The organism is Clostridium celatum, from assembly GCF_021412605.1.
GTDB classification, from domain to species: domain Bacteria; phylum Bacillota; class Clostridia; order Clostridiales; family Clostridiaceae; genus Clostridium; species Clostridium celatum.
This window is the reverse complement of record NZ_JAJKGM010000021.1, coordinates 1-13,566: the sequence shown is the minus strand read 5'-3', so window position 1 is coordinate 13,566 and position 13,566 is coordinate 1. Positions and strand designations below refer to the sequence as shown.

General features: G+C 28.4%; 11 protein-coding genes, 1 tRNA gene and 1 rRNA gene. 3 read left to right on the top strand and 10 right to left on the bottom strand.

What is annotated here, in order from left to right; all coding sequences use genetic code 11:
* Positions 1-109: 109 nt before the first annotated feature.
* Entirely contained in the window at positions 110-1,237 is a 1,128-nt protein-coding gene (locus LPC13_RS09960) for a glycosyltransferase family 4 protein (protein WP_195245261.1), read from the top strand.
* Between the two features lie 80 nt (positions 1,238-1,317).
* Here LPC13_RS09960 and LPC13_RS09955 read toward each other — a convergent pair whose 3' ends face one another.
* The 3 genes from LPC13_RS09955 to tsaD all read right to left on the bottom strand — a co-directional run bounded on the left by LPC13_RS09955 (position 1,318) and on the right by tsaD (position 4,766).
* Positions 1,318-2,526, bottom strand: coding sequence for a S1C family serine protease (locus tag LPC13_RS09955; protein WP_005212332.1), 1,209 nt, complete (start codon positions 2,524-2,526; stop codon positions 1,318-1,320).
* Positions 2,527-2,651: 125 nt separating this feature from the next.
* The gene (locus LPC13_RS09950; RefSeq protein ID WP_005212330.1) at positions 2,652-3,644 is read right to left on the bottom strand and encodes an alpha/beta fold hydrolase; all 993 of its coding nucleotides are present in this window, start codon (positions 3,642-3,644) and stop codon (positions 2,652-2,654) included.
* A gap of 111 nt (positions 3,645-3,755) precedes the next feature.
* Positions 3,756-4,766 (bottom strand): tRNA (adenosine(37)-N6)-threonylcarbamoyltransferase complex transferase subunit TsaD, encoded by a 1,011-nt coding sequence (tsaD, locus tag LPC13_RS09945; protein WP_005212329.1) that lies wholly within the window; start codon positions 4,764-4,766, stop codon positions 3,756-3,758.
* Between the two features lie 335 nt (positions 4,767-5,101).
* On the opposite strand from tsaD, the gene LPC13_RS09940 reads away from it, so the two are divergent.
* Both LPC13_RS09940 and LPC13_RS09935 read left to right on the top strand, forming a co-directional pair.
* On the top strand, positions 5,102-5,746 hold the full coding sequence (locus LPC13_RS09940; protein ID WP_005212327.1) for a RusA family crossover junction endodeoxyribonuclease: 645 nt from the start codon (positions 5,102-5,104) through the stop codon (positions 5,744-5,746).
* Between the two features lie 14 nt (positions 5,747-5,760).
* Positions 5,761-6,333 (top strand): GDSL-type esterase/lipase family protein, encoded by a 573-nt coding sequence (locus LPC13_RS09935; protein ID WP_005212325.1) that lies wholly within the window; start codon positions 5,761-5,763, stop codon positions 6,331-6,333.
* Positions 6,334-6,458: 125 nt separating this feature from the next.
* Here LPC13_RS09935 and LPC13_RS09930 read toward each other — a convergent pair whose 3' ends face one another.
* The 7 genes from LPC13_RS09930 to LPC13_RS09900 all read right to left on the bottom strand — a co-directional run.
* Positions 6,459-7,403 (bottom strand): NAD(P)/FAD-dependent oxidoreductase, encoded by a 945-nt coding sequence (locus LPC13_RS09930; protein ID WP_005212320.1) that lies wholly within the window; start codon positions 7,401-7,403, stop codon positions 6,459-6,461.
* A complete protein-coding gene (locus tag LPC13_RS09925; protein ID WP_005212317.1) occupies positions 7,403-8,755 on the bottom strand; it encodes a TldD/PmbA family protein in 1,353 nt (450 codons plus the stop codon). Before LPC13_RS09925 ends, LPC13_RS09930 begins: the two co-directional genes overlap by 1 nt.
* 12 nt (positions 8,756-8,767) lie before the next feature.
* Positions 8,768-10,147: a TldD/PmbA family protein gene (locus LPC13_RS09920; RefSeq protein WP_005212315.1), complete on the bottom strand. Its 1,380-nt coding sequence runs from the start codon at positions 10,145-10,147 to the stop codon at positions 8,768-8,770.
* Positions 10,148-10,308: 161 nt separating this feature from the next.
* A complete protein-coding gene (locus LPC13_RS09915; RefSeq protein ID WP_005212313.1) occupies positions 10,309-11,757 on the bottom strand; it encodes a TrkH family potassium uptake protein in 1,449 nt (482 codons plus the stop codon).
* Complete coding sequence (gene trkA, locus LPC13_RS09910) at positions 11,757-13,121, bottom strand: Trk system potassium transporter TrkA (RefSeq protein ID WP_005212311.1); 1,365 nt, start codon at positions 13,119-13,121, stop codon at positions 11,757-11,759. The genes LPC13_RS09915 and trkA overlap by 1 nt, the downstream gene beginning before the upstream one ends.
* A gap of 242 nt (positions 13,122-13,363) precedes the next feature.
* Positions 13,364-13,438 (bottom strand) — tRNA-Asn (locus tag LPC13_RS09905).
* Between the two features lie 51 nt (positions 13,439-13,489).
* Positions 13,490-13,566: ribosomal RNA gene (locus LPC13_RS09900) — 23S ribosomal RNA — on the bottom strand; the annotation flags it as partial.

Sequence of the window (13,566 nt, the reverse complement as noted above, 5' to 3'; positions counted from 1 at the left end):
TTTTCTTCCATTCATTATATGAAATTACATATTTTTTTGTGTTTCTTATCACATAAATTAAAGTATTATAATATTTATAATATTATAGTGTTTTTAGGAGGCGCTAGGCTTGAATATTTCCATAGATGCTAGGGGAGTAACTCTATATAAAGGCTCTGGTATTGGAACTTATACAGAAAACTTACTTAAAGAACTTTTAAATATAGATAATGAAAATACTTATACTATTTTTTGGTGTGGAGATAATTACAAGGAATTTAAAAAAAATAATTCTAAAATAGTCTTTACTTCAAAAAAGCATGGAGCCTTTTATGAAAATTATTATTACCCTAGTTATATAAAAAGTAATAATATAGACTTACACCATATACCTCAAAACGGTATTGGTTTAAATGAAGATTATAATTTTCCCTGTATTGTTACTATTCATGATTTAATACCTTATATATTACCAGAGACTGTTGGTATAGGTTACTTAGATAGATTTTTAAAATGCATGCCTATTATAATAAATAACGCTAGTGCAATATTGACAGTATCCAATTACTCTAAAAAAGATATATTAAAATTTTTTCCTTCAATAAATTCAGATAAAATATTCGTTACTCCTCTTGCTGCAAATAATACATTTAAGCCATTAAATAAATCTGATTGTATTTCTTATATAAAGAATAAATATAATATTGAATCACCTTTTATTCTTTATATCGGAGGTTTCAGCACTCGAAAAAATGTAAAAGAATTAATACTTGCATTTAATAAAATATATAAATCATTAAACAATGATTATAAGTTAGTTTTATGTGGTTCTATTAAAGATGAAGGGGCTAAACTTCAAGACTTATGTAAAGAATTATTTATAGACGATAAAGTTATTTTTACTGGTTTTATTAATGATTATGATTTACCTATTTTTTATAATGCTTCTAATCTATTTGCATATCCTTCTCTATATGAAGGTTTTGGACTTCCTCCACTTGAAGCAATGAGTTGCAAGACTCCAGTAATTACTTCAAACTTAACTTCTATACCTGAAGTAACAAATGATTGTGCTGTATTAATAGACCCTTTCAATAAAGATGAATTAGCTTCAGCTATTCTTTCTTTATTAAATTCACCAAGTCTTCTTGAGGAATATAGTGAAAAAGGCTATAAAAATAGTTTAGAATTTACTTGGACAAAAACAGCGAAAGCAACACTTAATGCATATAAAAAAGCATTATCTGATTTAACTTAAAATATCATTACTTAACTATTAATTAAAAAGATAGGATATATCGAAACATAAACAAAATTTCGATATATCCTATCTTTATATTAATTTGCACTTAAAGTTACTTCAGTAGTTTTTGTCTGTCCATCTCTTATAAATTCTACCTTAATTGTGTCTCCTTCTTCTTTTGAGTTCTTAATTTCTTTTAATTCATCAAAAGTTTTAACTCTTTTGCCATCAACATTTATTATTAAGTCTCCAGCTTTTAATCCTGCCTTTTCTGCTGGTGAGAATTCATTGACTTCAACTATATAAAGCCCTTGTTCCATATTTAACTGTTTTGATAATGTTTCATCAACAGTTCTTATTGAGATACCTAAATTTAATATTGGCTTTGATAAAGCATCTATCTTTGTTTTTACATCATTAATTGGTATTGCAAATCCTATTCCCTCTGCACCGTCGCTAATCTTCATTGTATTTATTCCTACAACTTCACCTTTAGTATTTATAAGTGGTCCACCACTGTTACCTGGATTTATAGCCGCATTAGTTTGAACTAAATTCAAAGTTGTTCCTGTTTCTGTTTCAACATTTCTATTTAATGCACTTACTATACCATTAGTTAATGTAAATGATAAATTCTTTGATAATGGTGTACCTAATGCTAAAACTTCTTCGCCTGGTTGTAATGCATCAGAATCACCAAGTTCTACAACCCCAGGAACATCTACATCTTCATTTAATTTTATCATAGCTACATCTTGTGCTTCATCATAATTAACTATACTTGCTTTAACTTCCCTATTATCGCTTAAGGTTACAGTTACTTCTTTAGCACCTTCAACAACATGATAATTTGTTAAAATATATCCATCTTCATTGATAATAAATCCTGATCCAATCCCCTCAGCTTCTTGTGAAAACCAGCCATTATAGCTTTGAATTGATTTAGTAGATACTATTACAACTGCTGGTGCAACCTTATTATATATTTCGCTTGCCGTTAATGCACCAGAAGTAGTTGCAAATGAAACTGGATCCGCTTGAACATTTGAAGCTGTGCTACCAGTATTAGTTCCGCCATTTGAATCTTTAACTAACATATAAGTAAAACCTGAACCTGCAAATCCTCCCACTAAAGAACATATCATTGCAGTTGCTACATACTTTGCAAATCCATTATTTTTGGGTTTCTTATCGTTATGTTTTTTATATACCTCTACTCCTCCATTAATATTAGCATTTGTACTGGAACTGTTCTCATCATTGCTTTCACTATAAGCTACATCATAAATATTATCATTATTCATATATTTCTCTCCTTCTCAACCTTTATTCTATAGTTATAATATACCCTGTTAATGTGTCAACTATATGACAATATTAGATATTAATATGACTAAAAAAGGAAACTGCATTACAGTTTCCTTCGTTACTATTTATTATTTAATTTCTTTATAATATCTCTTATTGCATTTAGTACGTTATCTTGATCATTCAAAGCTAAAAAGTCTTTTTCACACTTTGTTACATAAGTAGTAGTTAAATCTGAACTACCCAATTTAGCTAAAGGATCATTTTCTAATTTCGTTATTAAATAATACGGTATTCCTGAAAAAACGCCTTCCTTTTGGCTATTACTATCCCCTTTAGTTAAAGTAGTTAATTCATTATAAACCGCTGATGTATACTTACTTTTTGTTCTATATGCCAAAAACTCTTCTTTAGTATCTTCTGGCAGTGCCGATTCTAAGTCTGTTAAATTAATATCTAAGTTCAGCTTGTCCATTAAAGCTGTCACACCTATTTGAGATCCTATATTTTCTATAAATCTTCTAAATTTGGTTATTCCTTGACTTCTAGCATATGATTTTGATTTTATAGTATCCTCATTAATTGGATCAATTAATATAACAGCTTCTACTGAATCTTTAAATTGCTCTGCAAAACTAGTTAATACTAAAGAACCATAGCCTTCCCCTACTAAAATATAAGGTTCTGACATTCCTGATTTTCTTAGTAATATCTTCAAATCTTGGGCTTGCTCCTCAGGTGTTCTTCTGCTTCCAGAATTACTGTATCCATATCCTCTTCTATTATATACAAATGTTTGAACATCATCATCTTTTAACTGCTCTACTATAGGTGACCATGCTTCTAATGTTGCACCTAAAGCTCCGTCAAATACTATAGAATATTTTCCTTCTCCTGATATTCTATAATCCATTCTCAAATCATCTACTGTTGTATAATCTACCTTTTCCCTTATTCTTTCACCATCAATAAAATTAGATATATTTTGAAAAATCATCCCTATAACTAATAAACTAATGAATATAATACAAAACAATTTTGCCTTTTCCTTAGGGCTTCTTTTCTTTTTTAAATTTGCTCTACGTACTCCGTTTGAATACGGTAAAAACTTCATTTTTTTATTCTCTCCCTATAATTTTATTGCATAAGAATATTTAAAATAAATTAAAGTTCTAATTCATCTCAAATATTCCTTTAGTAATATTCAACTGTATTTATTGTTTTATTAAAGCTTTAAATTTGGTTTTGCATTTAAATTTAAATCACTAATTTTTCCATTAATGTAGTTAAAATATGCTGCACTTCCTATCATTGCTGCATTATCAGTGCATAAAACAGGTGCTGGGAATAATACTTCTATTCCTTTTTTACTTGCCTCTTTAATAAGTGTTTCTCTTAAACTTGAATTAGATGCAACACCACCTGCAATAGCTATAGTTTTAACATTTTTCTTCTTACAAGTAGATAATACATTTTCTTTTAATACATCTATAACAGCATATTGGAAAGAAGCTGCTACATCAGCTTTATTAACTTCAATATTTTGCATCTTACACTTATTTAAGTAGTTAAGAACTGCCGACTTCACACCACTAAATGAAAAATCTAATGTTTCTTCATGGAAATTAGCTTTTGGGAATACTATTGCTTTTGGATTTCCTTCCTTTGCTAACTTATCTATTTTAGGTCCACCTGGATACCCAAGTCCTAATGCTCTTGCTACTTTATCATAAGCTTCACCTGCAGCATCATCCCTTGTTTGCCCTATTACTTCATATTCACCATAATTTTTAACATGCACTATAAATGTATGTCCTCCAGATACAACTAATGATACAAAAGGTGGTTTTAGTTCTTTATGTTGTATATAATTAGCACTAATATGTCCTTCGATATGATTTACTCCAACTAAAGGTTTTTTACTAGCAAATGCTAATCCTTTTGCAAATTGTAGTCCAACCAATAAAGCACCTACTAATCCTGGTCCATATGTAACTCCTATTGCATCTATTTTATCTAAAGTAACATTAGCCTCTTTAAGAGCTTCTTCTACTACTCCACTAATAACCTCTATATGTATTCTTGATGCAACCTCTGGTACTACTCCACCAAACTTTTGATGAGTATCTATTTGAGATGCAATTACATTAGATAATACCTCTCTTCCATTAACAACAACAGCTGCTGAAGTTTCATCACAACTTGATTCTATCGCCAAAATATATTTATTTTCCATTTATTTTTACCTCTTTTTTATAGTCTCTAACAACAATTTGTATTATATCTTAATAATAAATCATAATCAATTACTGCTTGTTTATATCAATATGCTACTGTATAGTTTACTTATATAATTGACAATTTATAATTATTACAATCAACTAATACTATAATTAATAAGTATTACAATATAATTATTAATATACTATGTGTATTATATACCTTTAATAGACTTTATTCATTATTTTTTACTATATTTTATATTTTTTTAAGTATATTAATAATTATTTAATAATTTCAATCTTATTTATATCTATTTTTATATTTTAATAAAATTTTCAGGAGAAATTTATGAAAGATTATGCGAAAGTAATAGTTTTAGGGTCACCTATAACTAAATCAAATTTTAAATTACATAATAAAGATGGTAGAGCCATATTACCTTATAATACTGGAAAATCTCATGATAAATATGCGCTTTATGAGGAAGAAATAGCTTATTATGCTAGAAGTCAAAATCCTGATGTGATTTTAGAAGAATCACTTATTGCCATACTTAAGGTTTATTATAAAAGTGAAAAACGTCACCCAGATACTGCAAATATAACCAAAAGTATTTTTGATGGTATTGAAAAAAGTGGTTTAATCGTTAATGATGCTCAAATTAGAAGAATCATAGTAGAGGAATTTTATGATAAAGAAAATCCAAGATTTGAATTGGAGCTCTTTGGAGAAAGTTCATATTCTATTTCTTATTCTATAAATGAAAAAGAAGTTAAGGATGAACAAAGATTATATTCATCATTAAAAAAATCAACTGCTAAAAATAAAGAAATAATAAAAACCAATTCTAATAAAACTTTAACTTCTACTAATAACTTAAGTACCCAAAATAAATGTTCAATATGTAATAGTTTATTAAAAGATAATAATTTTATAACTGCCGATAAAGGCAAAACATTAATTTGTAAATCTTGTTTTAATAAACTTTTTTAAAAGGAGAAAATTATATGAATGATACTTACGTATTTTTAGGTGATAGTTTAACCTTTGGTTATGGTGTAAAACCCAAGGAAAATTGGGTAAATAAATTAAAACAAAAATATAACTTATGTATTTATAATAAAGGAGTTAATGGTAGTACTACAACAGATATGCTTTTTAGATTTCAGGAAGATGTATTAGATTTAAATCCTAATAAATTATTTATAATGGGTGGAACTAATGATCTTCTTTCCAATAGATCCATAGATTCTATAATTTCTAATATTGAATTAATGATAAAGGATTCTTTATGTAATAATATTTCTGTAATAATAGGTATTCCCCCAACTATAATACCTGAAGTTGCAAATGAACTTTTTATGAAATGTGATACTTATGAATATTGTAAAAAAAATTTATCACAGCTAAGAATTAATCTTATTGCTCTTTGCACTAAATATTCATTACCATACTTAGATTTCTACAGTGCTATTTTAAGTTCTAAAAATAAACTAGAAATTTATTCAGATGGAATTCATTTTTCCCCTAAAGGACAGGATATATTATTTAAGGAATCTGAAAATTTAATATTAATGTAATATTAAAATATTTTTATTTATTAAAAATATTATTCTTTAATTAAAGGGAGTAATTTACTATCTAATCTATTAAATAAATAGCATCTTACTCCCTATATTAATTCACTTCTTATAATTTAAAACATTTAATATTTAACCTTATTTAAATAATCAGCAGCTATCTTCCCTACCTTAAGTCCACTTTCTCCACTATTAAATAATGATTCAATTCCATTCTCCATAGTTCCACAAACAAATATCCCTTGAACTGAAGTTTCACTATTTGTAGTATTAATCATTTCTCCATCCATCATAATACTCATTTTTCTTAAGAAATCTACTTCTGGCAAATATCCTATGGATAATACTAAGGAGTCACATTCTATTGTGCTTATTTCATTTTTTTCAAAATTATTTACTTTAACTAAGTTGACTCTCTCTTCACCATCAACTTCAACTACTTCACTTTGATATACTATTGGAATATTAAATCCATTAATAATATCTAATTCATCCCTATTAAAGCACTTTCTTTCAGTTATTAATCCTCTTATATTAGCGCCCTCAATTACTAATCTTCTTGCTAATATAAGTGTCCATATGTCATTTCCACATATAACAACTTCTTTGCCTGGTAAATATCCAGTAAGATTAATTAATCTATGTGCTGAAGCTGTTGTAAATATTCCTGTAAATTTATCAACTGGAACTATAATATTTCCTGTATATTTTTCTCTACAACCAGCAGCTAAAACTATAGACTCTGCTTCAATTGATTTAATTCCCTCACTTGGATTAACATAAGTAATTACCTTATCCCTATTTACCTCTAAGACTTTCGTATTAATCTTAACTTTACCGCCTAAACTAATAAAATTCTCGATTAATATACTTCCAAGTTCCGGACCTGTTACAGTTTCATTTAAGTAATATTCTCCAAAGCCATTATTAATAAATAAATTTAGATTTCCGCCAAGGACATCTTCTTTCTCCAAAATTAAAACATTTTTAATTCCAGACTTTAAAGCTGAAACTGCTGCTGATAATCCCGATGCTCCTGAACCAATTACAACTAAATCATATTTATCCATTAATTAGACCCCTCTCCAGCAACAGAAAGCTCTCGTATCACAATACTAGGGCTTCCTACACTACTCATAGGGAATTTTAAATCACTTCCTATTTCCTTAATATCTTTTAATAAATTAAAGAAATTTCCTGCTACTGTTATTTGCTCTACTGGATGAACTTTAATTCCATTTTCTATATAAAAACCTTTTGCCGCTAATGAAAAATCTCCTGTTATTGAGTTTGCTCCAGAGTGTAATCCTGCAAAATCAGTTATCATTAACCCATTTCCCACTAAATTAATTAATTCTTCTATATTTTTAGAACCTGGCTCAATATAAAAATTAGTAGGACTTACTGATATTGGTGATGCATATGAATTTTTAAATCCATTTCCAGTTGATTTAACTCCAGCCTTATTAGCAGTCTTTAAATTGTGAAGTAAGCTTTCTAAAGTTCCTTCTTTTATTAAGTAAGTTTTATTAGTTGCAACACCTTCATCATCAAATGCAACAGATGCTAATCCATCTACTAAATGTGGATCATCAACTAAATTAACATTATTTGCTGCAATAACTTCTCCTTCTTTACCTTTTAAAAGACTTAATCCTTTTTGTACTGCATCTGCACTAAATATTCCTGCAAAAGTTGATAAAAGAGAAACCATTGCTTCATTATTTATTATTACCTTATAGTTTCCTGATTTAACAGAAGTCGCTCCTATTTTACTTAAAGCTTCATCAACTCCCATTTTTGCTATTTTCTTAGCATCAACTTCATCTAATGATTTTGCAACAACATACCCAAATCCATCAATCATGTTATTTCCTTCTTTAATTACAGGAACAACATATGCTGTTAATATATTAGATTTGTTGTGTAAATTTAATCCTTTTGAGTTAATAATTCCATACTTACCTGAGCTATAAGAAACTGCACACCCACTAAAACTTTCAACCTTATCACAATAATTTTTAGCTTCATTTTCCATGTCTAATGCAATTTTAATTAATTTATCTGCTGGTAAATTTTCTAAGGCATCAGAATACGTACTAATATCCTTATATTCTTTATCTCCTTCATAAATAAACTGAACATCTTCACTTTCAATAGCTAAAACATTTTCCTTAGCTCTATTTACAAGCATTTCTATAGCAGCTTCATCTAATATTTCTGTATAAGAATATCCTATTTTATCTCCAAGCTTTGCTCTAAAAGATAAACCATATGAGTTATTTAAATTATATTTTTCAACTTCACCCTTATATACACTTATACTTAGGCTTTCTTTATCTACATAGTAAACCTCATATTCAGAAAATCCTGCTTCTTTAGCCTTTTTAAATAGAGACTTAACAAATACATCTAATTCCATATATATCCCCTCCTATCTTCCACCAACTGTTATTTCTCTAACTCTAATCATTGGTTGACCTACGTTTGCTGCAATACTTCCTGATACTGAACCACACATACCTTGACCTTGAGTCATATTATTACCAACCATATCAATATCCATTAATATTTCGCTACCTTTTCCAATTAAGCTAGCTCCTCTAACAGGCTCTTGTATAACCCCATTTTTAACTAAATATCCTTCAGATACAGCAAAGTTAAATTCTCCTGTTACAGGATTTACAGAACCCCCGCCCATCTTTTTAGCATATAATCCATCACTAATTGACTTAATTATATCTTCTGGATTATCATCACCATTAGCTATATAAGTATTAGTCATTCTAGAAGTTGGTGCAAATTTATAACTTTGTCTTCTACCACTTCCTGTTGGCGCCATACCCATTCTACGCCCATTTAATTTATCAATCATATATGATTTTAATATTCCATTTTCAATAAGTACATTCTTCTGAGTTTTATTTCCTTCATCATCAATATTTAATGATCCCCATGCATTTGGAATTGTCCCATCATCAATAGCAGTAACTTTTGTAGATGCTATTTGCTTTCCAAGCATTCCTGTAAACACTGAATTGCCCTTTGCAACAGATGTAGCTTCTAAAGAATGTCCACATGCCTCATGGAATATAACACCTCCAAATCCGTTATCTATAGCAACAGTCATTCTTCCTGCAGGACAATTCTTTGCATGTAGCATTGTATAAGCTTGTTTAGCAGCCTCTCTACCATAATACTCTGGATCTATTTCTTTAAACATTTCAAATCCCATATGTCTACCAGGCCCCTCAGTTCCTGTTTGATTTTCCCCATTTGCTGATGCAATTGCATTTACAGTCAATCTAGTTCTGACTCTTCTGTCTTCTGTATACAATCCTTCTGTGTTTGCAATTAAAACATGTTGGTCTTTATCTAGATATCCTACTCCAACTTGAGCTATTTCACTATGATAATTTTTAGCAGCATTATATGCAACCTTCATCACGCCAATTTTTTTATTTAACTCTACTGTTGATGGAGTAATTATTATAGGATTAAAGCTTATAGTCTCTCTTTCATTTAAAACTATCATTTTATCTTCCTTTAATTCACCTAATGCTAATGCTGCTTTTTGGGCAACATTTAAAAGTGATGTTAAACTATTATTGTTTGTATATGCATAAACGCTCTTCAAGCCTTTAAATATTCTTATACCTATTCCGTAAGCTCTTCCTCCTACAGAATTTTCTACCTTACCATTTAGTATACTTATTGAATTATCTATAGTATCTTCTTCAAAAATTTCAGCAAAATCTCCACCAGTTATTAAACATCTTCCAAGCACCCTTTGTGCTACTTCACGAGATAACATATGCCACTCCTCCTTTTATATAATGAATTATATATTATTAATTATATACCATAAATCCTATTATTTACTATAAATTTATATCTTATGATTTTTAATAAAAAAATAAGAGATACTATTATAATTTAGTATCTCTTATTCTATATAAACTATCATTTTTTATATTAGTATTTCTTTTTCCATAATGATGGACTAAACAATATAAGCATTGGATATATCTCAAGTCTACCTGCAAGCATACAGAAAGATAATACTATCTTACTTAATCCTGAAAATGCTGCAAAATTTCCTGTAGGACCTACCATTTCAAGTCCTGGACCTATATTACTTAGTGTAGCTATTACTGATGTAACAGTTGTTGTAACATCAAAATTATCAAAAGATACTATAAATATAGCTATAAGCGCTATGATTATATATGCAAATATAAATAAAAATACACCTGATATAGTTTCTTCTTCTACTACATTTCCATCAATTTTTACACTCTTAACTCTTCTAGGATGTAATATTTTATCTATTTCTCTTCTTATTGCTTTAAAAACTATTACTATTCTTACAGTTTTAATACCTCCACCTGTAGAACCAGCCATTGCTCCCATAAACATAAGCATAACTAAAATCATTTTACTAAGTGTTGGCCATAAATTAAAATCAGCTGTTGCATATCCTGTAGTGGTTACTATGGATGCTACTTGGAAAGATGAATCTCTTATAGATTTTACTACATCTCCTGTATTAAATGGTATTATATTCACTGTTATAATTGCTATTGAAGCCATTACCGCAATTATATACCACTTTAATTCTTCGCTTTTAAAGAATGATTTTATATTTCCTCTTATAATTTGAAAGTATAAAACAAAATTTACTCCAAATAAAAGCATGAATACAGTAATAATCCATTCTACAGCAGGATTATTAAAAGCAGCAACACTTGCATTCATATTAGAAAACCCACCTGTACCAGCAGTTCCTAAAGCATGAATTATAGAGTCATACCATGACATACCAGCAATCTTTAAAAAGCCAGTTTCAATTAAAGTCAATACAAAATAAATTGCATATAATATTTTTGCTGTTTGATTAATTTTAGGAACTATTTTTCCTGGAGTTGGTCCTGGGCTTTCAGCCTTTAATAAATGTATAGTATTTCCACCAAAAGAAGGCATTAGAGCTAAAATAAATATTAAAAATCCCATACCTCCAACCCAATGGGTAAAACTTCTCCAAAATAATATTCCCTTAGGTAATGATTGTATTTCTGTTAATATAGATGCACCTGTTGTTGTAAATCCTGATGCTGTCTCAAAAAATGCATCTATAAAAGATGGAATTGCTCCACTAAAAATAAATGGTAATGCTCCAAATATAGAAATTACTATCCATGCTAATCCAACTGTTAAAAAACCTTCCTTAGCATATATTTCTTTTCTTTTAGATTTTATTTTAGTTAAAATTAAAGATATAGGAATCATTAATAATATCGTATATAAAAATGCACTTGCATCTCCTTGACCATAATAAATTGCTACAAAATATGGTATTAATAATAACAATAATTCATACTTTATTACGTGGCCTAATATATTCAATATAACTGGAAAATTCATTATCTAAATCCTCCAGAAACTAAATCATTAATGCCACTAACTTTATCTTTTTTTGATATTATTATTATTCTATCTCCAAATTCTATTTTATCATCTCCAGATGGAATAATTATTTTATCATTTCTAACTATAGTAGCTATAATCACATCTTTCATTAAGCTTACATCTTTTAATTTTTTATTTAAAAAACTAACATTATTATTAACCAATAATTCAACTGCTTCAGCTTTTTCATCAAATATCTTATAAACATTTTCAATAGAACACTTATTTCTATCCTTTAAAAATCTTATGTATTTTAATATTTTATTAGCAGTTATAGTTTTAGGACTTATTATAGTATCTAACCCAACATTTTTAGCAATTACATTATAATTAAATCTAGTAATTTTAGTAATTACATTCTTAACATTATTATTCATTGCAAATAATGATGTTATTATATTCTCTTCATCTCTTCCAGTTAATGCTATAAAAGCATCTGAACACTCTAGGTTTTCTGATAAAAGTAATTCATGATCAGTTCCATCACCATTAATTACTATAGCATCAGGTAATGATTCATTTAACTCTCTACATTTTTCTATATTAAATTCAATAATTTTAGGAGTAACACCTATTTTATCTATTATATTAACTAAATAATGTGTTATTCTTCCACCACCTATTATCAAAGGATTTTTTATTTTATCTTGAAATCTTCCTAGCTTTTTAAAGAAAGTTTCTATTTTTTTATGTTCACCTATTACATATATTTTATCATCTTTACGTAATATAAAATCCCCAGTAGGTATATAAACTATACCATTTCGTTCAACTCCTGATATTAATATAGAATCCTTAAGAGCTTTTATTTGACATATAGCGTTTCCATCTAGCCCATCACTTTCTAGTATAGTAAATCCAACTAAATCAACCATTCCTTTTGCAAAAGTATCTACACTTCTTACAGATGGGAACTTAATTAATTTTACTATCTCCAAAGCTGCTTCTTTTTCTGGATTTATAACTAAGTCAATTCCTAACTCATCCTTTAGCATAATTATTTCTTCAGAGTACTGTGGTGCTCTAACTCTAGCAATTGTATATTTTGCTCCTAGTTTTTTAGCTGTTAATGAGCATAACATATTAACTTCATCACTATTTGTAACTGAAATTACTACATCAGCTTTTTTTATTCCAGCTTCATGAAGAACTTTTAAACTAGTACCGTTGCCCTTTAGCCCCATTACATCTAATTTTTCCATAATAGCATTTAATGCATTAATGTTGCTATCAATTACAGTAATATTATCTCCTTCATCCGAAAGATATTTAGCCAAGGTATAACCAACTTTACCGGCTCCGATAATTATAACTTCCATTTTTTTTACCCCTCATTAGTAATAATATATTTGAATTAATTTAATCGTCACATTAATCAATTATATGATAAAATATTATTTTTTTCACCTATTTTTATTTAATATAGTTATTATTTATTTAAATAAACAAAAAAGATTAGTAAATTTATGTTTTATCTACTAACCTCATATAAAATTTATATTTATTTTTTATTAATAACAAAAAATAAGTTAGAATCACTTAGTTGTAATTCTAACTTATTTGGCTCCGCGAAGAGGACTCGAACCTCCAACCTGTCGGTTAACAGCCGAATGCTCCACCATTTAGCTATCGCGGATTATTCTAAGAGATTTATTCTCTGAAAATTGCATATGAATTATTTTATATTTTGGTCAAGCCCTCGACCTATTAGTATCAGTCAGCTAAATATGTTACCACACTTACACCTCTGACCTATCAACCTTG